This window comes from Mesorhizobium sp. WSM4312 (assembly GCF_002294875.1).
Lineage (GTDB): Bacteria > Pseudomonadota > Alphaproteobacteria > Rhizobiales > Rhizobiaceae > Mesorhizobium.
This window is the reverse complement of the sequence record NZ_NSFU01000021.1, coordinates 1-21,271: the sequence shown is the minus strand read 5'-3', so window position 1 is coordinate 21,271 and position 21,271 is coordinate 1. Positions and strand designations below refer to the sequence as shown.

The 21,271-nt window shown below is 59.8% G+C and carries 18 protein-coding genes and 2 pseudogenes; 9 read left to right on the top strand and 11 right to left on the bottom strand.

Going from position 1 to position 21,271, the window contains the following annotated elements:
- Positions 1 to 83 precede the first annotated feature (83 nt).
- The 5 genes and pseudogenes from CK228_RS28555 to CK228_RS28525 form a co-directional block, all read right to left on the bottom strand.
- Positions 84 to 1,631, bottom strand: a complete 1,548-nt coding sequence (locus CK228_RS28555; RefSeq protein WP_095789972.1) for a Do family serine endopeptidase — start codon at positions 1,629 to 1,631, stop codon at positions 84 to 86.
- A 1,283-nt stretch (positions 1,632 to 2,914) separates the two neighbouring features.
- Positions 2,915 to 3,280 (bottom strand): low affinity iron permease family protein, encoded by a 366-nt coding sequence (locus tag CK228_RS28545; protein ID WP_095789970.1) that lies wholly within the window; start codon positions 3,278 to 3,280, stop codon positions 2,915 to 2,917.
- An 89-nt stretch (positions 3,281 to 3,369) separates the two neighbouring features.
- Entirely contained in the window at positions 3,370 to 3,882 is a 513-nt protein-coding gene (locus CK228_RS28540; RefSeq protein ID WP_095789969.1) for a ferritin-like domain-containing protein, read from the bottom strand.
- A gap of 1,645 nt (positions 3,883 to 5,527) precedes the next feature.
- On the bottom strand, positions 5,528 to 6,499 hold the full coding sequence (locus tag CK228_RS28535; RefSeq protein ID WP_095789968.1) for an SDR family oxidoreductase: 972 nt from the start codon (positions 6,497 to 6,499) through the stop codon (positions 5,528 to 5,530).
- 401 nt (positions 6,500 to 6,900) lie between these two features.
- A pseudogene (locus CK228_RS28525) lies at positions 6,901 to 7,215 on the bottom strand (integrase core domain-containing protein); the annotation flags it as partial.
- A 464-nt stretch (positions 7,216 to 7,679) separates the two neighbouring features.
- Between CK228_RS28525 and CK228_RS28520 the strand changes: the two are divergent.
- From CK228_RS28520 to CK228_RS36050, 4 genes and pseudogenes are all read left to right on the top strand, one after another.
- Positions 7,680 to 9,629 (top strand): PrkA family serine protein kinase, encoded by a 1,950-nt coding sequence (locus tag CK228_RS28520; protein WP_095789967.1) that lies wholly within the window; start codon positions 7,680 to 7,682, stop codon positions 9,627 to 9,629.
- Positions 9,630 to 9,648: 19 nt separating this feature from the next.
- The gene (locus CK228_RS28515; protein WP_095789966.1) at positions 9,649 to 10,959 is read left to right on the top strand and encodes a YeaH/YhbH family protein; all 1,311 of its coding nucleotides are present in this window, start codon (positions 9,649 to 9,651) and stop codon (positions 10,957 to 10,959) included.
- Positions 10,960 to 10,971: 12 nt separating this feature from the next.
- Entirely contained in the window at positions 10,972 to 12,516 is a 1,545-nt protein-coding gene (locus tag CK228_RS28510) for a SpoVR family protein (RefSeq protein WP_095789965.1), read from the top strand.
- Positions 12,517 to 13,144: 628 nt separating this feature from the next.
- Positions 13,145 to 13,675: pseudogene (locus CK228_RS36050) on the top strand (IS5/IS1182 family transposase); the annotation flags it as partial.
- A 303-nt stretch (positions 13,676 to 13,978) separates the two neighbouring features.
- Here CK228_RS36050 and CK228_RS28495 read toward each other — a convergent pair.
- Together CK228_RS28495 and CK228_RS28490 are read right to left on the bottom strand one after the other, a co-directional pair.
- The gene (locus CK228_RS28495; protein ID WP_095789964.1) at positions 13,979 to 14,296 is read right to left on the bottom strand and encodes a hypothetical protein; all 318 of its coding nucleotides are present in this window, start codon (positions 14,294 to 14,296) and stop codon (positions 13,979 to 13,981) included.
- Between the two features lie 281 nt (positions 14,297 to 14,577).
- Positions 14,578 to 15,051 carry a hypothetical protein gene (locus tag CK228_RS28490; protein ID WP_142887723.1) on the bottom strand — a complete coding sequence of 158 codons (474 nt, stop codon included), beginning with the start codon at positions 15,049 to 15,051 and terminating at the stop codon, positions 14,578 to 14,580.
- 181 nt (positions 15,052 to 15,232) lie between these two features.
- Between CK228_RS28490 and CK228_RS28480 the strand changes: the two genes are divergently transcribed.
- From CK228_RS28480 to CK228_RS36040, 5 genes are all read left to right on the top strand, one after another.
- Positions 15,233 to 15,433 (top strand): hypothetical protein, encoded by a 201-nt coding sequence (locus tag CK228_RS28480; RefSeq protein ID WP_095789961.1) that lies wholly within the window; start codon positions 15,233 to 15,235, stop codon positions 15,431 to 15,433.
- 314 nt (positions 15,434 to 15,747) lie between these two features.
- A complete protein-coding gene (locus CK228_RS28475) occupies positions 15,748 to 16,350 on the top strand; it encodes a diguanylate cyclase (RefSeq protein ID WP_095790034.1) in 603 nt (200 codons plus the stop codon).
- A 508-nt stretch (positions 16,351 to 16,858) separates the two neighbouring features.
- On the top strand, positions 16,859 to 17,056 hold the full coding sequence (locus CK228_RS36045) for a hypothetical protein (protein ID WP_095789959.1): 198 nt from the start codon (positions 16,859 to 16,861) through the stop codon (positions 17,054 to 17,056).
- Between the two features lie 491 nt (positions 17,057 to 17,547).
- Complete coding sequence (locus tag CK228_RS28460; protein ID WP_095789958.1) at positions 17,548 to 17,874, top strand: DUF768 domain-containing protein; 327 nt, start codon at positions 17,548 to 17,550, stop codon at positions 17,872 to 17,874.
- Between the two features lie 532 nt (positions 17,875 to 18,406).
- Positions 18,407 to 19,120: a divalent metal cation transporter gene (locus CK228_RS36040; protein WP_245438132.1), complete on the top strand. Its 714-nt coding sequence runs from the start codon at positions 18,407 to 18,409 to the stop codon at positions 19,118 to 19,120.
- Here CK228_RS36040 and CK228_RS28450 read toward each other — a convergent pair.
- From CK228_RS28450 to CK228_RS28435, 4 genes are all read right to left on the bottom strand, one after another.
- Complete coding sequence (locus CK228_RS28450; protein WP_095789957.1) at positions 19,065 to 19,433, bottom strand: hypothetical protein; 369 nt, start codon at positions 19,431 to 19,433, stop codon at positions 19,065 to 19,067. The genes CK228_RS36040 and CK228_RS28450 overlap by 56 nt on opposite strands.
- Positions 19,434 to 20,196: 763 nt before the next feature.
- On the bottom strand, positions 20,197 to 20,607 hold the full coding sequence (locus CK228_RS28440; RefSeq protein WP_095789956.1) for a hypothetical protein: 411 nt from the start codon (positions 20,605 to 20,607) through the stop codon (positions 20,197 to 20,199).
- 396 nt (positions 20,608 to 21,003) lie between these two features.
- Positions 21,004 to 21,132, bottom strand: a complete 129-nt coding sequence (locus tag CK228_RS36400; protein ID WP_280951048.1) for a hypothetical protein — start codon at positions 21,130 to 21,132, stop codon at positions 21,004 to 21,006.
- 5 nt (positions 21,133 to 21,137) lie between these two features.
- Positions 21,138 to 21,271: SDR family oxidoreductase (locus tag CK228_RS28435; RefSeq protein WP_143750393.1), on the bottom strand; the 134-nt coding region annotated here is incomplete at its 5' end.

Here is a 21,271-nt window from a genome sequence, read left to right as displayed (position 1 = left end):
CTTCCGGTGCGCCGGCTCGGAGGAACCGGCGCACCGGAAGGTCAAACTGTCTCCAAAACTGATCCCCAGTTGTGGAGCCAGGGTCAGCCCTTGGCAACAGGCAGGGCGACAAAGCGGTTGCTATCGTTGCGGGTGATCTGCATCAGCACTGCCTTGCGCCCGGACTTCATCGCATCGGCCATCGCCTTGGTGACGTCGTCGGTGCTGTTCACCGCGGCCGAATTGATCGTGGTGATGACATCGCCGGGCTGGACGCCGCGGTCGGCAGCGGCCCCGTCGGGATCGACATCGGTGACCACCAAGCCCTTGCCATCATCCGACTTGGTGACGGTGAGGCCCAGATCGGTCAACGTCTCAGCCTTGGCGGCGGGGGCCACCTGCTTGCTGTTGTCGTCCGAGGCCTGCTTGTTGCTCGAAGGCAGCGTGCCGAGATCGACCTTGACCGTCTCGTTCTTGCCGTTGCGCCAGACGGTGACGTCGACCGACTTGCCGGGCGCATAGGCGCCGATCATGCGGGCGAGTTCCTTCGGCGACGCGACGTCCTTGCCGTCGACCTGGGTGATCACGTCGCCAGCCGTGATGCCGGCCTTCTTGCCAGGACCGGCGTCCTGGGCGCTGGATACCAGCGCACCCTTGCCAGATTTCAGACCGAGCGACTCGCCGATGTCCTTGGTGACCGGCTGGATCTCGACGCCGAGCCAGCCACGCTGGACGGAGCCGTTCTTCATCAGGTCCTGGACGACTTGCTTGGCGGTCGAGGCCGGGATGTCGAAGGCGATGCCGACACTGCCGCCCGAGGGCGAGAAGATGGCGGTGTTGATGCCGACCACCTGGCCGTTGAGGTCGAAGGTCGGGCCGCCCGAATTTCCGCGGTTGACCGGGGCGTCTATCTGGATGAAGTCGTCATAGGGACCGGCCCCAATGTCGCGGCCGCGAGCCGAGACGATGCCTGCGGTGACGGTGCCGCCTAGGCCGAACGGATTGCCTACGGCGACCACCCAGTCGCCGATGCGGATTTTGGAGTCGTCGGCGAAGTCGACATAGGTGAACTTGTTGCCGCCGCCGTCGACCTTCAGTACGGCCAGATCGGTGCGCGGGTCTGCGCCGATGAGCTTGGCGTCCAATTCTTTGCCATCGTCGGTGACTACGCTGAAGTCAGAGCCTTCCGACACGACGTGGTTGTTGGTGACCAGATAGCCATCCTCGGAGATGAAGAAGCCGGACCCCTGAGCGATCGGGCGCGGCTCGCCATGGTCGCGATGGTCGAAAGGCCGCATGCCGAATTGCTGGCCTCCCTGGCCGCCAAAGCCGCGGAACTCCTTGAAGAAGCGTCGCAGTTGCGGATTGTCGGGAAGATTGTCCATTCCCTCGGAACCCCAGTCGGAGCCATTGTCGGCCGTCGGCTGAATCTTGGCCTTGACCCTGACACTAACCACGGCAGGCGAAACGCGTTCCACGAGATCGGCGAAGCCGGGGACCTGCGCGGTCTGGACGTGTACGGCATCGGCCAGAACGGGTGCTGTACCCGTGGCAAGGGCGCCTAAGCCGATCGCCCCGGTAATAGCCAGGGAAGCAGCGGTAGCCATCAAGCGTTTGCGGGTGCTGGAAGATACACTGGAGAAGGTTTTCATGATTTCGCATCCTCTATCAATAACCTCGCCCTGAAAGGGCGTCGTGCTGAAAAGAATAGAGAGGCGCACATTACGACGTCATTGCCATTGCATGAATATTTCGTAACGTTGGCTGAATAATCTATCCAGGCGTTCCCTTGAGATGATCGCATGCTGACGACTGCCGCGACGGTCGGAATCTTCCATTGCTGAGTTGCTTCCCGTGCTCGAATGTGAATAGCAACAGAAGTGCTGCGATCATGCCGTGGCCGCGTTTGCCGCGTGGCTGCGTCGGACTCCAGCCCGGTGTGCTGTCGACGAGCGCTACATCCTGGCAGCGACCCTCCTGTTGAAACCAGCCAGGATCTGCTCGGCCAAACGGGCATAATTGCCATCAAAGTGATAGTCGCCGCTTGTCTTGATCACCTCGACACCTCTCGAGGAGAGCGCGTCGCAGAATGATGCCAGCGGCCAAGCTCTCCTCTTCGAGAATATCGGCGACATCACCGACCCTGACCCCCGAGTTGGTGTGAGCCCTCGCCAGTTCCCGTGCCTTGGATCGCGTCTGCGATCTCGCCCGGGTGAGTGCCGGCAGAGAATTTCTCCCGAATACCGCAGCCTTTACCCCAAATTTGGCAGACATTCGGCCTACCTGTTATCTCGCAGCTTTGGCAGGTTCTAATTTGAAGCTCGCCCGTCATCAGCGCCAGCTGGTGAATCGTTTGCTGGCCGCTTCTGCTCAATCCAATCGCGCCAGTGGGTCGGGTGAATATCGACTGGAACCCCGATGATGGCATTCCTCCATCCCATTTCGGTTCGCTCACACGGAAACACAAGCGAGTGCGCGCCTTCTTCGTCCAGAACTGCCAGTTCCAGAATCCGTGAAAATGGTGCGGTGACGATTGGCTGCCACATGTTCGCAGAATGTGCCGAATTCTTGCGCCGGCTTTGATTCCGATCAATCGCGACAGACGTTCCGCGGGACATGGGCGATCTGCGGAACGCTTCCCTCACGGGTGAGTGCCGTCGTTGAGGCCTCGATTGGATGCCCTACCCGATGTCACCCTTAACGAGTCGGCCCAAGCCTTCCGGCAGTTGATCATTTCGGAAGACTACCGTCGAACCTTGCGCAAGCGGCTATCGGACCGTGGCCGATCCGTGGTCCGATTGGCGGTGTCGTCACACCGCATGCTTAAGCAATTCCGGGAAAAGTGTGAACCGGTCCTCCGTCCGGAATTGGGTCAAGACAAAGATAGAGCGGTTCGGCGATTCCGTGAGTTTCCGTGAAACGCCGAAAACCGCTCTTAGGCCCTGGCCACACGCTTTCTCTTTGCTTCGGCGCAGCGGGCCCGGAACTCGTCGACCTCGGCCTCCGTGAGGTGCTCGATACCGATAAAGTCGTTCTTGGCTCTGCCCGAACGGATCAGCTCGTCGAGCTTGGCCTGAATGGCCGCCCCGTCGCGGTTCTGGGTGTTCTGGATCAGGAACACCATCAGGAACGTGATGATCGTGGTGCCGGTGTTGATGACGAGCTGCCAGGTTTCGGAATAATGAAAAACCGGCCCGGTTGCTGCCCAGATCAGAACCGAGACCAGGCAAAGGGCGAAAGCCCAAGGCCTGCCGGTGGCGTGCGCGACGGCCTCCGCCATACGGTTGAATGCTTTTTCCATACCATGATCTCGATTGCAGGCGTGAGCTCCAAGGATGTGAATGTCGGGGCTCGGGGACGACAGAGTTGAGGGGAGACTCCGCCTCCGCCCTAGGCCGCTTCGGCGGCGACGTTGACGGCGGATTCGGCAAGCTCGGTGAGCACGGCGTCCGTCTCTTTCTCCTCGCCCAGCGTCTTGTCGAGAAGATTGACTGCCTCGGTAAGACCGAGCTCGGAGGCCCAGGTTCTGAGCGTGCCATAGCGCGAGATTTCATAGTGCTCGACCGCTTGCGCCGCCGCCAGCAAGCCGGCATCGAGCGACGGCGAGCCCTTGTATTCTTCCATGATCTCGGCGCCTTCCTCTGCAATGCCCACAATGGCGGCGCACGTCTTGCCGACCGGCTTCTTCTCGATCACCTCGAACACCTCCTCGAGGCGTGCGACATGCTCCTCGGTCTGGCCGCGATGCTTTTCGAAGGCAGCCTTTAGGTCATTGCTTTGCGCCGCCTTGGCCATCTTGGGAAGCATCGCCAGAATCTTCTTCTCAGCGAAATAGATGTCCTTCAACGTGTCGTGAAAAAGTTCATTCAGGCCCTTCTTCGAGGCCGTTTTCGTGGTCGCCATGTCTCGAATCTCCTGGTGGGTTGGTCAGCCTCAACTCGATGCGAGACGACTTGTTCCTAAAAGAATTCAGCCATGGGAAAGGCCGAAAACCATCATTTGTTATTGACTACGATCGACCGTCATTTCGGCTGAGGTCTGGCGCGGGGGAAGGAATACTGCTGGCGTTTGTCGAAGTATTCATCCGGTTCCGAAAGCCGATTCATCTGAGGTGCGACGTCATTTTCCGACGGGCGACGCTCTCGGTCAGGGGCGGCGTTTGGGCGGATGCTTTTTCGTCCCCCCCGGTCTCAATATCTGGCATGCCTTAATAGGCTAGCGCCTTCGCGAGCGCGGCCTCGATGCGCACGGCGATGGCACCATCGGGAAGTCCCATTGGCGAGAAAATTTGACAGTGCCTATGTCGATTTCCCGCTGTCTTGATGCTTTGGATCATACCGTTCAACGAGTTACAGCGATGCTTGGACCAGGCTTACTGTTCCCGTCGGCATCGGGAGGAATATTGACGAGAGATAGGTGGCCGGTAAGGCAATCCTTTTGCCCGTTTGCCGCGCAGATCGACAGTTGAGGAGATGATTTGACAGAAGGTGACGAAATCCAGGTCCCATACGCGACTGCGACGACGGCTCTTGGATACTGACCTCGTAGGCAAGCCACTCGGCTTATGCTTACGAAAGCCAGATCAACAGACGGTTACCCACTTGGGCAGGCAGAGTGGTGAATTGGTCGAACACCAGCCATTGATCAGTCGGATCTTAATGACGACGAACCTCATTCCCGTGCATCCTTATGTTAGTGAGTTCCTAACTTACGCCTGGGTCCGGAAGTTCCTGCAATCAAATTATTCGGAGGAGTGGCCCTAGGTGTGCTCGCTGTGCGGGAAAAGAGGTGCGCCTAGAGCAAAATCGGCAACCGACGGCTGCGGGCGGGGGGCACGGGGTGTGCCGTCGGTCACCAGGGAAAGGGGCCATCGAATCAATGAAATGCTTAGGCCCTGTCTTCCATTAGCATGAAACCTGCCGGCTCTAAATCTCAATTGATTATCGGGAACTGGCCCCCGCAACCAAGGTCGAGTGTTTCAACGGGTTCAAAAACGATCCAGACAAGCCAGTTCTCATTCCAAATATCTACCGATTTCTCAGCTGCCGGAAATCAGCCAAGCCTGGCTGAGCCGAACTTACCAATTGGCCAGGACACTTGTGGCATCAGACGGACCGCGAGGCCGAGATGGCTGTTTTCGTGGATCTCATATTGCCGGGTGACTAGAAAGGCTCATCGAAGCAGCAGCGTTCTCACGGGTGTCACTTGTCACTCCTAAATCCCTGATCCGCGTGGACAGCCATTGCGGCCACGTGATCGAACATCTTTTTTCAGATGCTTGCTCATGAGCACTGTGTGGTCTTCGGAGCCTCCCTGGAATCGTAGACGAAGCCTTCGATGGCTCCCCGGAACTGCTTCACGGCGGCGCTTGGGGTAGTTCCAGCGAGATGGACATAGTTGCTAGCCAAGAACAGGCCAGCGCGTGAAAGGCGTGCTCAAGAGCCATCCGTCGCCAAGGCTATGAAGTACATATCACCGACTTTTCGCCGGGTCGCTGCCTGCCACATCGACCGACCACTGCCGATCAGTCGAGGCAATCGCCTCTCTGTCAATATCCGCCGACGACCGGCAGTATCTCGCCGGTGATGTAGCTCGAGCAATGTGGCGAGGCGAGAAACACATAGGCCGGTGCGAGTTCTTCCGGCTGCGCCGGCCGCTTCATCGGTGTGTCCGCGCCGAACTTTGAAACGTCACCGGCCTCCTTGTCCGAAGGGTTGAGCGGGGTCCATACCGGACCCGGTGCAACCGCGTTCACCCGGATGCCCTTGCCGAGGAGATTGCCGGAGAGGGCGCGGGTGAAGGCATGGATGCCGCCCTTGGTCATGGAGTAGTCGACCAGCGCCTTCGACCCGTCGATGCCGGTGACCGAACCGGTGTTGATGATGGCCGAGCCCGGCTTCATATGCGGGACGGCTTCCTGTGCCATATGGAAATAGCCGTAGAGGTTGGTCTTCAGCGTCGTGTCGAAATGCTCTTCGGTCAGTTCTGCGAACTCGCTTGAATGAATCTGGAATGCCGCATTGTTGACCAGCACGTCGATGCGGCCGAATGCCTTGACCGTTTGCGCCACCGCGTTGCGGCATTCGTCGCGTTCGCTGACGTCGGCCTTCACCAGGATACAGCGCCGTCCCTCCGCCTCGACGGCGGACTTTGTCGCCTTGGCATCCCTGTCCTCGGCCAGATAGACGATCGCAATGTCGGCGCCCTCGCGGGCGAACAGAACCGACACCGAACGGCCGATGCCGGAATCGCCGCCGGTGATCAGGGCCACTTTGCCGTCGAGCTTTTTTGATCCGAGATAGTAAGGCGCGTCGTAAAGCGGGGCCGGCTCGATCGCCCACTCTTTCCCAGGCTTTGGCTGGTGCTGCTCCGGGAAGGGCGGCTCCGGATATTGTCTGGCACCCGCTTGCATGGCGCCTTGTTGTTTGGCTTTGGATTTCGATTTGTCCTTGGCATCGATGTTGCGCTGGATGTGACGCTGCTTGGCCGCCTTGCCGGCGATTTCCGATTTCATCTGCATGACTGTCTCCTGATCTGGAGAACGAACAACGCCCATCATACAAAAAGGTTTAAATCGTTTACGTTATTCCTTTGGAGTTCGCCGGGTCGTCAGCGCCCTGTTCCTATTACGAACAACAAGCAGTCGCGGGTCAGTTTCCCGGAGCGCTGCCTGGATTCGGGAACCCGACGGCGGGGCACAAGCGACCTTGTTTCCGCATTTTTCGGACCCAAGCGCGCCATTGCTCTCACATAGCTTCTGGCACCAACAGGACGCCTCGAAGCGTTTCTCCCGGGCAGCCGGTCGGGCTGTGCCGGAGGAATACATCATGGGTTTGGCCACGATCCTCATCATTATCTTGATCCTCGATGCCGGGCGCTCTCAGTGGTCTGGGAGGCGGTCCGTTCTACGGGACCGGCTAACTAGGTGTTTAGTCCCGGCATTTGCTGGAGCGGATTAAGCCTGAAGCGTTCGGGCTGTGTGGCCCACGCTTTGCAGATGAACTCGTAGGATGTGAGACCATTGAGGGTCTTGAGCCTACGAGCAAAGTTGTAGGCCGAGACGAAGTCGGCGAGGTGCTGACGGAGCTGATCGTGGCCCTCCTAGTAGAAGCGCTTGACGGTAGCGTCCTTGATGGTCCGGTTCATTCTCTCGACCTGGCCGTTGGTCCACGGGTGCTTGGCCTTGGTGGTGCGATGCTCGATGTCGTTCCTGGCGCAGGCGAGCTCGAAGGCATGGGCACGGAAGAGCTCGCCGTTTGCGATCGCCTCCTTGATCAGCGGGACAGGCTTCCGACCCCTTCGCACTGACCACACGCGGCCAGTACACAGACGTTACAGCCGGCAAAGGGTGGCGAGGTCCTCATCGCGACACAGTGGGATGGCCAATCGAAGGTCGCGGACAATTGTCGAAGGGCGCGCGTTTGCAGCTCTGCCTGGCACAACGCCTCTTGGCGCGCATCTATCGGCCCACCCGTTCGATCATGACTTCGGCGCGGGTTGCGTGCTGGCACTGGCGCAGAAGCGATGGTCTCGCCACGCTGACAGGTGTTGGTAGCACCAGAGCATTTTTCGACGCAGTCGGCGTCTGCCGCGGTGGTGCCGGATTGCATGCACTCTCCTTCCCGTGAAGGGAACCACAATGCATTCCGGTAGTTAAATAGGCGGATGAGCCGATTGGCAGCCTGTCGAGGCAAGGCATCATGCGCGAGAATCAATCAGACGTCTTCGATCTGTTTTCGGAGATTTATTCCAACGCGGCCCAGGAAGAGATCAGCCTCCAGCAATATCTGTTAGCCTGCCGCGAGGACAAATCCATGTATGCCTCGGCCCCGGAACGCATGGTCGAGGCAATCGGCGAGCCAAACCTGGTTGATACCAGCAAGGACGAGCGGCTCGGCCGCATTTTCTCCAACCGCACCGTCAAAGTGTATCCCTCCTTTTCCGATTTCTACGGAATGGAAGACACGATCGAGCGCATAGCCGGATATTTCCGCTACGCCTCGCAAGGCCTCGAGGAGCGCAAGCAAATCCTCTATCTCCTAGGCCCGGTCGGCGGCGGCAAATCCTCGCTCGCCGAACGGCTGAAGAAGCTGATGGAGCAGCGCCCGATCTACACGCTCAAGGTCGGCAACCAGATCAGCCCGGTCTTCGAATCGCCGCTCGGCCTTTTCCATCCCGACCGCATGGGCGATCTGCTGGAAGACAAATACGGCATAGCTCGCCGCCGCCTGAACGGACTGATCTCGCCCTGGGCGGCCAAGCGCCTGGACGAACTGTCCGGTGACATCTCGAAATTCAGCGTCGTCAAGCTGTTGCCGTCACGGCTCCGCCAAATTTCCATAGCCAAGACGGAGCCCGGCGATGAGAACAATCAGGACGTCTCGGCCCTGGTCGGCAAGGTCGACATCAGGCAGCTGGAGAACTTCAGCCAGTCCGATCCGGATGCCTATTCCTACAGCGGCGGCCTGAACCGGACGACGCAGGGCCTGCTCGAATTCGTCGAGATGTTCAAGGCGCCCATCAAGGTGCTGCACCCGCTGCTGACGGCGACCCAGGAAGGCAGCTACAACGGCACCGAGAATTTCGGCTCCTTCCCCTACCAAGGCATCGTCGTTGCCCATTCCAACGAATCGGAATGGCAGCAATTCAAGAACAACAAGAACAATGAGGCCTTCCTCGACCGCATTCTCGTGGTCAAGGTTCCCTATTGCCTTCGCGTCACCGAAGAAAGGCAGATCTACGAGAAGCTGCTGCGCGAAAGCGCACTGGCAAACAGCCCCTGCGCGCCCGAGGTGCTGGACATTCTCAGCCGCTTCACCGTCTCGACCCGGCTTGCCGAGCACGACAATTCGCCGCTCTACACCAAGATGCGCGCCTATGACGGCGAGAACCTCAAGGAGATCGACCCGAAGGCCAAGTCGGTCCAGGAATATCGTGATGCCGCGGGCGTCGACGAAGGCATGACCGGTGTCAGCACGCGCTTCGCCTTCAAGATCCTGTCGCAGACCTTCAACTACGACACCAAGGAGGTCGCCGCCGACCCCGTGCACCTGATGTACATCCTCGAGGAGGCGATCAAGCGCGAGCAATTCCCGAAGGACACGGAAACTGCCTATCTCGAGTTCATCAAGTCGGAACTCGCGACGCGCTATGCCGAGTTCATTGGTCATGAGATCCAGAAAGCCTATCTGGAATCCTATAGCGAATATGGTCAGAACCTTTTTGACCGCTACATCGCCTACGCCGATGCCTGGATCGAGGATCAGGACTACAAGGATCCCGATACGGGGCAGATCCTCAATCGCGAGGTCCTGGACAAGGAATTGTCGCAGGTCGAGAAACCCGCCGGCATCGCCAATCCCAAGGATTTCCGCAACGAAGTTGTCAAATTCACCTTGCGCGCCCGCGCGCGCAACGAAGGCCGCAACCCGTCCTGGACGAGTTATGAAAAGCTTCGCGAGGTCATCGAAAAGCGCATGTTCGGCCAAGTCGAGGACCTTCTGCCGGTGATCAGCTTCGGCTCCAAGCAGGACAGCGTCACGGAGAAGCGGCACAACGAATTCGTGCAGCGGATGGTGGAGCGCGGCTATACCCAGCGGCAGGTCCGCCGGCTGGTCGACTGGTACATGCGCGTGAACAAGGCGGGTTGAGCGACGCCCGAACGGTGCCATGCCGATCTTCATCGACCGCCGCCTGAATCCGAAGGACAAGAGCCTTGGCAATCGCCAGCGCTTTCTCAGACGCGCGCGCGAAGAGCTCAAGCGCAGCATCCGCGACAAGGTCCGCACCGGCGGCATCGCCGAACTGGGCCGCGAGCATGCGGTGCCGATCCCTCGCAAAGGCACCGGCGAACCGACCTTCGGCGACGACAAGGAAAGCGGCCGGCGTCAGCACATCCTGCCCGGCAACCGGACATTCAGCTCTGGTGATCTTATCGCCAGGCCGGGCGGCGGCGGCGGCTACGGATCGGCGCCGGGTACCGCCGAATCCGAAGACGACTTTCGTTTCGTGCTGTCGCGCGAGGAAGTGCTCGACCTTTTCTTCGAGGATCTCGAGCTTCCGGATCTGGTCAAGCTCAACCTCAAGCAGGTACTGAGCTTCAGGCCGAGACGGGCAGGTTTCACGGCAAGCGGGGCGCCGACCAACATAAATGTCGGACGCACAATGCGAAACAGCCACGGGCGGCGCATCGCGCTCAGACGCCCCAAACAGGCGGAGCTCGACGCGATCGTCCACCACATTGCCGAGCTGGAAGCCAAGCCGGCAAGCGCCCTGGTGCGCGAACGCATCGCCGCCCTGCGCGAGGCACTAGATCGGCTCGAGCGCCGGCGCAAGCGAATTGCCTATGTCGATCCGGTCGACATCCGTTTCAATCGCTTCGATCCCCAGCCTGTGCCCAATGCGAACGCGGTCATGTTCTGCCTGATGGACGTCTCGGGATCGATGGGAGAGCGCGAGAAGGATCTGGCCAAACGCTTCTTTGTGCTACTGCACCTTTTCCTGACCCGGCGCTATGAACGCACCGACATTGTCTTCATTCGCCACACCCACGAGGCCCAGGAGGTGGACGAACATACCTTCTTCTACCACACTGAAAGCGGCGGGACCGTCGTCTCCACCGCCCTTGAGGAAATGCACCGCATCATCGAGCAGCGATATCCGGTCGCCGAATGGAACATCTATGCCGCCCAGGCCTCCGACGGCGACAACTTCGCCGCCGATTCCGAGCGCTGCATAGAGCTGCTCGACCGCAAGCTCATGCGGCTTTGCCAATATTTCGCCTATGTGGAAATCATCGACGAGCGGGAAAGCCACATTTTCGGCGCGACCGAGAACGGGACATCGCTCTGGCGCGCCTATAACGCCGTCGACGGCAAATGGCCGAACTTCCAGATGAGGCGCATTGCCTCCCCGGCCGACATTTATCCGGTTTTCCGCCAACTCTTCGCCAAGCAGCCTGATCTACGCAAGAGCGCGTGAGGGACTTCGGCAATGGTCAGTCAGGCGCGTAAGTCCGAACTACTGTTTTCCGGGTCGGACTGGAATTTTGCGAAACTGGCGCGAGTCTACGACGAGATCGAGGCGCTCGGCCTCGAAGAGCTTGGACTCGACATCTATCCGGTACAGATGGAGGTCATCTCTTCCGAGCAGATGCTCGACGCCTATTCATCCGTCGGCATGCCGCTGATGTATCGGCATTGGTCGTTCGGCAAACGTTTCCTCCACGACGAACTTCTCTACCGCAAGGGCGCGCGCGGCTTGGCCTACGAACTGGTTATCAATTCTAATCCCTGCATCGTCTACCTGATGGAAGAGAACACCATGGCCCTGCAGGCCCTGGTGACCGCGCACGCAGCCCTGGGCCACAACCATTTCTTCAAGAACAATCATCTCTTCCGCCAATGGACGGATGCCGGTGGCATCCTGAGCTATCTCGATTTTGCCAAGAGCTACATAGCCCGATGTGAGGAACGGCATGGCCTGACCGCAGTGGAGGCCATCCTGGATTCCGCCCACGCGCTGATGGAGCAAGGCGTCTTCCGTTACCGGCGGCCGCCGAAGCTGTCATCGGAACAGCAGCGCGAAGGGCTGCGCGAGCGCCTCGAATATGAGGAGCGTTCCTTCAACGATCTCTGGCGAACACTGCCGCCCTCGCCGGGAAAGAGTAAGCCAGAAGCCACCGACGAAATCCTTGCAGAGCGGAAGAAATCACTCAAACTTCCGGAGGAAAACCTGCTCTATTTCCTGGAGAAGAACAGCCTCGTCCTTGAGCCTTGGCAGCGCGAGATCATCCGGATCGTGCGCATCATTGCGCAGTATTTTTATCCGCAGCGGCAAACCCAGGTGATGAACGAAGGCTGCGCCACCTTCGTGCATTACACGCTCATGAACACGCTTTTCGACCGTTGCCGCATCAGCGAAGGCGCCATGCTCGAGATCTTGCGCAATCACTCGAACGTCGTCTTCCAGCCGGCCTATGACGACCCTCGCTATTCCGGCATCAATCCCTATGCGCTGGGTCTGGACATGATGCAGGATATCCAGCGCATCTCCACCGCGCCGACTGCGGAGGACCGCGACTGGTTCCCCGACATCGCCGGCCGCGGCGACTGGCGTGACATCTTGCTCGATGCCTGGGCCAACCACCGCGACGAATCCTTCGTCCGCCAATATCTGAGCCCGACGCTGATCCGGAAATGGCGGCTATTCATGCTGGCCGACAGCGCCGACGAGCCGCACTACGAAGTCGCCTCGATCCACAACGAGCGTGGCTATGCCAAGATACGCTCAGCGCTCGCTCAAACCTACGACGTGGGCGCGAGCCGGCCCGACATCCAGGTGATTGACGTCGATCTGCTGGGCGACCGGCGCCTGAGGCTTCAGCACACGGTGAAGAATGGCATCATGCTCGAGGGCGGAAGCCGCGACGCGACCTTGCGCCATATCCGAAACCTTTGGGGCTACGAGGTCAGCATGGTGGCACTGGATGCTGAAACCGGTGCGACGCTCAGCGAACGCTCGACAAAGGAAATTTGAGTTCGGGGGCCGCCACCCTCGCCGTGTTTGGCGTCGGCATAGGCGACGCAGCGTTGTCTTAGTGCGCTTGCCTTCTTCCGGCTTGGTCAGCATGTCTTTTAGCCAATGCAGAGCCTGGACGGCTAAGCATTCCTTGTCGGCTCCTTGGGGACATGCAATCAGACTCGTCGAGGGCACAAAGAGCGGCGAGCAACGGCTTTGCTATGCCCGGCAAGCTGTCGAACACAGCTGAAGCCGGAACGTCCTGGTCCACCAAATTGAAAGTGAGCTGTTTGGTCGGAAAGGTAAGACGCTCACCAACTTCACGCTCACGCTTTCCGCCCTCAGTCCGATCTCGTGGCTATTTGACCAGCTACGTCTGCCCGATCTGCCATCAGGTGGTCGATATCGAAGACATCCGGCAGATCATATGGCACCAGCAACCTAAACATGAACTGTTGCAGATGGACGAAAAGCCGTCCGACCGGTTGGCGACCAGGAGCTTCGCCCTATAGTTGTTGTCGCTGAGGTTCTCGATAGGCCGCTGCGCAGGAACTCCTCCCCTCTTGCGGACTGCGGCCTGTCGTTTCAGCGCGGGGCTGGTGGGATGACATAGTTCGTCCGCCAGCCCCATTTCTATCTGCTTGCAAAGCGCCGTTACTATCGCTGGATCGAGGCTGGCGTGTTCGACCGGTTGGTCGAAGCGATCAGCAGTGATCCAAATCTGGAATGGCTGATGAATTGACGCGACTCTTGTTCGCCCGGGCTGCGGGGGCCCGGCGTAAAGGAGAATTTGCAGCCCAGGCTCTCGGCCGCTCGCGAAGCGGATTCGGCACCGTCGTAGGCGCACTCGGCTTGCCGGTCACTTCGAGATCGGGCCCGGCAATCAAAACGACATGGCACCTGCCTGTGGACTGGCCGAGGGGTTTGCTGCAGGCCAAATGATCGCCGACCGCTTATGATTCCGATCGACTGCATGATGTGATCCTCGAAGGTGGTGAACCGGTCATCCAGCCGCGGCGCCGTGGCAAGCACCAACACATCTACGACAAGATCGCCTACAAAAACTGCTGGGGCATCGAGGCGTTCTTCGCCAAAGTCAAGACGGCGCATCGCAACGGGCTACGGCAAAATCGCTGCCAACGTCCTCCGCTTCCAGCGTAGGTCCGCCGGGAAATGAGAAATAAACGTCGAAATAGGGGATCTGCCGGTGGGCAAAATAGTCGCAATCGTCCTCGGCTACCCGCGCCAACGTCAGGGGCGTTTCAATGTCGTAGAAGCAGAACTGTCCCGTGCTCAGCGAAGCAAGATCGTCGAAGATTGCTCAGCCTTAGCATCCGCACAATGGCGTTCCAATGGGAGGGGTGCGTCGTAGGCTGTGCTTTCCAACGCCACAGATGGCCAAACAAACTTCTCAAGCTTGGCATCGCAACAACCTTCTGCGTTATCAAGCCTGAAACGGAGAATGATGTTCCTTCCATTCCTAGCGGAGGGCTGCGGCGAACAGGAAGGCGAGCGCGGGCAGGACAACCAGCCCCAAGATGACCAGGACCGGCCCGTTCCTGCGCGGCTTGAGGTGGGGCGCGTTCTCCGGCGGTCGCATCGCGTTGGCAAAGCTCGCCTGGTTGGTGAAGTTCGGGTTGCGGGTCGCAGCCGGTGCAGCAGAGGTCGAGACACCGCCCGCCTCGGCGTCCGCTTCCTGCGGCACTGCCGCCGGATCGAACCCCGGGGTCTTGTCTTGCGTCCTGCCGGCCTGGATTTCGCCACGGGCCTCGGCGGGTGTACGTTCGTCAGGTGACATTCGGCGCCTCCTTTGCTACCTAAACCCGCATCCGGCCCCGCCGTTCCAACCGCCCTCCTTGAAACCCGGAGGGAACTTTCGGGACTAGGGCAGCTTCCATCCTCGACACCAAGAGAAGGAGGCGGGAATGCAAGTTCTCGACACAGCGATACATGCCAGCCCCGCAACTGTGAGGGTCGAATTTGTCGGCGAGGACGGTGAAAGGTCTCTGTCACGATGGCCGTGTCCGACCGGTTGCTTGACCACGGCGCCCTTGTTGATCGTGCCAAAGAGTTGATGGTTCAGTGCGCCGCGTTTGGCGGCCCGCCTGCACAAGACTTGCGGCGCGGAAACAGGATGGCGGCCGGCCCGGCATCGAGCCGCCAAGCGATACGGGCCAGGATCTCTATACATTCGAATATCGCGAGGGTGGCAGTTTGAGGCGTCTCGAAGGCGTGGAATTGCGCAACCTGGAAGCTGTTCATGATGAAGCGTTGCGGTCGGCGATCGACCTGCTCGACGATGCGGCTGCCGAACCTCTCCAGGACGGCTGGGCAGTTCGGGTTCGTGGCAGCGACGGCGAGATCGTGCTGTCCGTCGGTTTCGATGAGGCAAGGCGAGAAAAGGCAGGAGCCGCCGCAATGGATGGAGCCTAAGGCCATGGACCACCCGACGATGAATCCCTTTATGTCGCTGCACGCGATGTCCGCCGCAAAGGGCGACGGCCAGAGGCCCGAGTTCCTCATCTGCTTGATGCTCGGGCGGCTTTGTTCCACCTGTAATCGAACTTCACCAGGAGACGGGTTTGACCCAGGCCGGTCCAAATCCTGTTAGGGACTTGAAACAGCTCCGAAGCAAAGTGTGGTGCGTTTCCGTGCCGGCGGAGTACGATCAGCCGTGCGACGGAAGAGATGCGCCCGTCAGGGGTCGCCATGGCAGCGCCCTTGGCAATGATCATTGAAGACGTATCTGATTGCGTCGGACGTGGCGAACGGTCTGAAGGAGCGAGGCGATGTCGTCGTGTCCGCCGAGGAACACGAAGGGCACATCGCGCAGCATCAGATCGTCCGCAACGGGGAAAATTTTGCGGCCGTGCAGGTCGATGCTTTGGCATACCCTCGGGCCTGCTCCAGCGTGCCACCGGTCGTCCCAAGATGATCGCGCCCAAGTCGGCGAAGACCGTCGCCAGATTGCTGGCGAGCAGCCACTCGTCCTGCGCGCTCAAAGCTGAAGTCCCCTCAGCGTCTCACACCCGAGCCCTTCAGTTCGCATTCCGACATGGCGAAGCCGTAGCCATAACGCGCCAAAACCGAGGCGCATGACGATGAGGTCATAGGGAAGCACATGCTAGAACGCAGCGACCGGTGAACCGTTCCGGCCGTTCGCTGCATGCACTTCCATCTGGTCGCGGAGGCATGGAACCATTTCGCCGGCGTGCGGTTCGATGGATGGAGGCAAATAGGAGCCGCGTCGTGCTTACCGATCCGATGGTTCTCATCCTGATGTATTTCGTCTTGCCGGTCTGGCTGATCGCTGGCTTTGCCGATTGGCTCTGCCACCGTGCGACCCACATTGAATCCACGACTGGTGCGAAGGAATCGCTCATCCATCTGCTGATGTTCGCCGAGGTCGGGATCCCGCTGCTTGCCGCAATGTTCCTCGAGGTGAACGCCTTCGTGATCGCCGTGATGATCGTCTCCTTCTTCATCCATGAAGGGACGGCGATATGGGACGTGCGTTACGCGACCACCGCGCGCACGGTGAGCCCGATCGAGCAGCATGTGCACAGCTTCCTGGAGATGATCCCGCTGATGGGGCTGGTCAGCGTGGTGGCGCTTCATTGGGGCCAGTTCCTGGCGCTGTTTGGCGCCGGAACGGAAAAAGCTCGCTTCGACCTGATTTGGAAACATCAGCAACTGCCGGTGACATATATTGCCGCCGTGATGATCATTATCGTGCTGTTCGAACTGCTGCCCTATTTGGAGGAGTTCTTCAGAGGCCTGCGCGCCAACTCGGGCGGATTGGTTCCAGCCAAGGCAAAGCGGCACAAGGCCGGCGACACGGCCGCGCGATGAAGCGTCTGATCCTCTCAGCCATTCTGGTCGATAGCGTGCGGCGAAGGCTGCTGGGAACCGCCAGCCGGACGCCCGCTATTCTGGCCAGCCCAAATCCAGAGGGCGATCAGAACGACCACCAGAATGCCGAGCGCAATTGTGATAAGACGCATGAGCGGCTTCCGCCGCCTGGCCTGTTGGCGGCCGAGTCCGAGCCGACGCCAACCGCCGGATCGGGCGCCACTGGACCGCGCTCGGCTTCCGGACTTTCCGGCTCGATCTCCTGGACAGCCGGTCCCAGTGTTTCTGCTGGCGTCGCCCGGGGCGGCCTTCGCGTTCCTATATCTCGTGGGCGCGTTGCCTGATGCGTTCTTCCCTGTCCATGCCCGGCTCCTCTCGCGGCTGAGCTCTACTGTCCGCGCCTAATCGGGTACGGGGGGTGTTCCACGGAGAACTTAATTCGGGCTGCCCGATATGTGGGAACTCCGCCCTCGCGCCGGTGTTTTCCTCCATCACCCGGAGATCAGCCATGAACAACATCCAAAACCGTCGCGAGACAGGTGCCAGGAAATATCCGGCGAACACCGATCCCGATCCCAGCGACGAATTTTCCCAGGACGCCGCCGGCAGCGGAAGACCTCACGTCGATCCAGTCCTTAGCCGCAAACGGCGCGAGGTCGAGGATAAGACTCACCATTCGGAGGGTCGCAATCCGCGCGGCGGCTGACGCCGAGCCCGGCGACCGAAAAAAGCTCAGGCGCTGGTCCCGCGGTCGCGGAGCATTCCAAGGATGCCAAGGCGCCCAGGAGTGGCCGTCAGCCCGGCGCCTATGTAAAGGAATGAACAGCACCTGCCGGAACATAGCGTCGACTTCTAAGTTCCAAACCGATCGTCCAGGCGATCCTCATATCCTCGGGACGGTCTGTCAGGCCCGTGTTGCGGGCCTGCCGCAACACGGCGGACCGACCATGCAAAGCCTCAAGCAGACGTATCCAGAGAGCGCTGGGCGCGGTGACGCGCGCCATGCGGCGCGCGCCGTCAAGAAGCTGACCATCTCATCATCGGTCAGGCCGTTGATGGGGATGTTGGGCTGGAAAAGGAGCTTGTCCTAGCCCGGGGCGGAACCGTCCCCACGTTGGCCCCTTGTTCCTTGCGATTTCGGAATTCAAGGGAACTTTGGCGTCATCGTCCGGTTATCTCGCGTCGAGGAGGTGATCGATGAACGCGACGAAGGAATTCCTGCGCAGCTGGCTGGAGGAGAATGTCGGCAACTTGCCTGCCGAAACCGAGGTCAGTGTTTCGATGCTGGCGCAGCAATTTGAGCAAGACGCCGATGCCGCCGGCTACGGTCGCGAGGTGCGAGAGCAGGAGGTCGGCAACATTGAAGACGCCATTCAACGTGCGCTGGACAAAATCGGCGAAGATAACAGAGGAGCGGAATCCGGTCCCGAGAAAGAGAATTCATTGGCGCCTGTCGTTGATGCCTTGGAAGCTGTCGATCCCGAACAGGATAATGTCGAGGGCTCGGGGAAGCCGGCTGGCTAGCGGGTCTCCTTGCTCTGCGTCGAGACCACCGCGTCAATAGGTGTCTCCTTCGCGCAAGGCTTCGGACAAAGAGACCACCAACCTCTCCCAGCGTTCCGCCATGATCCTTCGACAGTTTCGAAACTGCCTGGGTGAGCGCTTCGAACTCCAAAAGGCTGAGTGGAGAGTTGCTTCATAGTTCCTTTGTCGCGAGGCGGACGCAACAGGCAATCGGACGCTTCCCACGCTCTTCTGTTCGGTGAGCGCGATAGTCCAGCTTCTGGCGCGCTCAAGTCTTGGCAAGGTCGCGGCTCATGATTGTCCCGATGAGTTGAAAACATTTGCGAAGCTAGGTCGGGCATGGAAACCGGCCCGCCTCGATTGCGCAAATCCCGAGCGCGGAGGCACTTTCCCACGGCTGCGGCTTTCTTCGTGATTTCAACGAGGGGAAGATGTTGCGCACCGTTGCCCGGCCGAGCCGGGCCTTCCTGCCCTCTGCTGGTGATACCGTCGACCATCATTCGAAACTTGCAACCTCGACGGCGAGGCGGCGGTGCTGCTGAGTGATGCCTGGCTGTCCGGCGCCGCTCCGTCCCGCTACGCATCCTCTGTCTTGAAATTTTTTGCCAAGACACTCGCCGACCCCGGCCGGCAAGTGGAATCAGCATTTCAGTCCGACCGGGCAAAGCGCGATGGGCTGGCAGAGGCTCTCACCCGGTGTCGAACGCGGCAAAGCGGGCCAAGGACGGGGTCGAGGCCGAACAGCACGCCGAGGCCGGACAGCCGCAACAGGAGCTTCGCGCCGCGCAAGGCGACTTGGCTACTGCCTATCGACAATATTCCTCGCCGAGCCGATGAAGAAGCTGCTCGAGATCTCGCTCGGTGTCGTCACCAGCGTCGGCGGCTTCTGGACGTCGGGTCGATGGCGGCGGCGGCACAGGCCGGCGCGCTGTTCGGCTTCCAGCTCATCTGGGCGGTCGTGCTCGGCACGATCTGTATGATCTTCCTGGTCGAGATGGCCGGCCGCTTCGCCGCGATCATTCATCACACCATCGCTGACGGCATCCGTGAACGGTTCGGCTTCAATGCGTTTATCTGGCCGCTGATTGCAACCTTGCTGGTTAACTTCCTCGTGCTTTCCGCAGAAATCGGCGGTGTTGCATTGCTGTCGAGCTGGGTAGTGCATCAGTTTGAAATTCTGAAGCGCGGGTCTACTTCCGCACAATCCAGTCCAGCACGCCGGACTGAACGCGTTCGCACCCGGTAAAATCGTAAACCAGGGTCTGGGCGAGATCGCGCCATTGACACTCCGGTGTCTTCATTTCCAAGACCAACTTCTGAAAGACGTTGCGGAGAATGTCGGCATCGAACGCGGACACCGGGTGCTGCTCAACGTTTCTGGTCGCCTCGTCTATCTTGCGCTGGCGCAGCCGCTTTAGAAGGTCGCGTGATGCAGCGACTGCCCGCCGGGACTGGTCCAGATCGCGACGAATTTCGGCGATGTCACTTATAGAGCGATGGCGCGAGACAAAGGTGGCGTCGATCATCGCCCGCGCGATGTCTGTACGGCTTTCGATCATAGCTACCTCCCAATAGCTAGGATTTTAAGTACCTCTATTTAAAGCGGGTCTCCAAGGGATTCAACGTCGGTTTGATACCAAGTAGGCCGGGAGAAGGCGACATTGCTCCAGCAATTTGTCCGTCAAAGCCGGAACCGGATGGTAACGAACGTCGCCGATTTGCAGCAAGGCATCCAGGTCGGGAGCTTCTTCATCCAGGCGCCGTTGCATCATCCTCGTGGCAGGTCGCTGCTCTCGTGTGATCAGCGAACGCCTCTCGATAGATCTGAGCTATGAAGTCGATAATATCACTGGGGCTGGCGCTTGCCGGCGGCAGCATTCGGGCAAGGTCATCGCCTGGATCGGCACCGCGATGTTCACCGCGCTGGCCCTCGGCGCGCCCGACGGATCAGCGCTGTGTACCGCCGGAGGCTTCGCCGCGATTGCTTTTCGCCACCATCGTTCTGCCACTTGCAACGTCTCGCCACGCTTCCGATGCGCGGTATCAGGCCGGCCGGCGCGATGAAAGCGGGGCATCAGAAGTGGGATTTGAACGGCCTCGTAGGCGAGTCGGGTTCACTTTCGGTTTTTGGAGTTGATCAGAATCGCAGCCTCGGGCCGACTAAGCCCGATAGGGGAGCGAGGATAATTTGGCTGAGGAGCAGGTGTCGTGAGCGGGCGTTGTTGCGTTGTGACCACAGAAACAGGCGGGAGCCGGTCAGCCTCGGCTTCCGGCTCCAGCGGCTCATGCCGCCCCTCTATACTACTGCCGAGCACCGTCGATTTAGCGTGTTGCGGTCGATAACCCAGACACCACGCGCTCGCTTGCGCTTGAGAAAACAACAAAGGCGAATACCAGCACGGCGGCAGCCACGATCAGTGAACCTACGGCGACGACGGGTTCAATCGCCGTATAGCCTTGGTGCAGCATCAGATACAGAGCTGGCAGCATTACCACCAATCCGACGTTGTAAAGGCCGTAGTGGACCATTGCGGTTCTCCGCGCTGCCTTTACCGGATTAAGAGCGTAGTAGCCGCCAAAGATAGCGCTTGTGACCCACCCGAGCAGATTGATGTGTGCATGTGCAGGAAATGCACCGTGGTCGCCCGAGATCGCCATCTGCAAGCCGGCGCCGATCCCCAGAATAAGCCATACGATAGCTGTTTTAAAGAAAAGGTCTGAAACCCTAGGCATGACACTTCCTCCCCAGAATGCCGATTTTAACAGGCTGATATTAGAGGTTGCTGAAAAAGCAATGCAATCAAAATCCAAGGACCGTTCCACAAAACCACAAAGGACGGAAACTGGCATAAGTTGCATCCGAGATTGTCGAATTTTACCTGAGCGACCGAGTCTCAACGGCGACGCAGTCTTTCGGGTGACCTATAGGTCACCGGGCGTTGCCGGCACGTAATAAAGCAGAACCAACCTACGGGGTCTTCGTGGCCGGGTCGATTTAGACCGCCGTACCGCGGATTTAGTCCTACGCGGGTCCGACCGGACTGGCCAGGAGACCGCCAGCAAACTCGTTATAAAGCGCCAGGACGACCTCGTGCTGTTTCCAGATCATCAGCGCGCCGCTTACGGCCATCAGCGCCACGACGGCCGCGCGGAATTGGCGGCACAACTCATCCGCTCGAGCCATGGACTTGCCGCAAGCGTCGAGAGTGCCGCGCCAAGGCCGGTCGCCAGGCCGAAGAGACCAAGGCCGATCTTCATGGACACTACCTCACGCCAATGCCGGCGGTCAGGCCGCCGTCGATCCTGTAATCGGCGCCGGTGCAGAAGCCGGCTTTTGACGAGCACAGGAAAGCGATGAGCTCCGCCACTTCCTCCGGCTCGCCGATGCGGCCAAGCG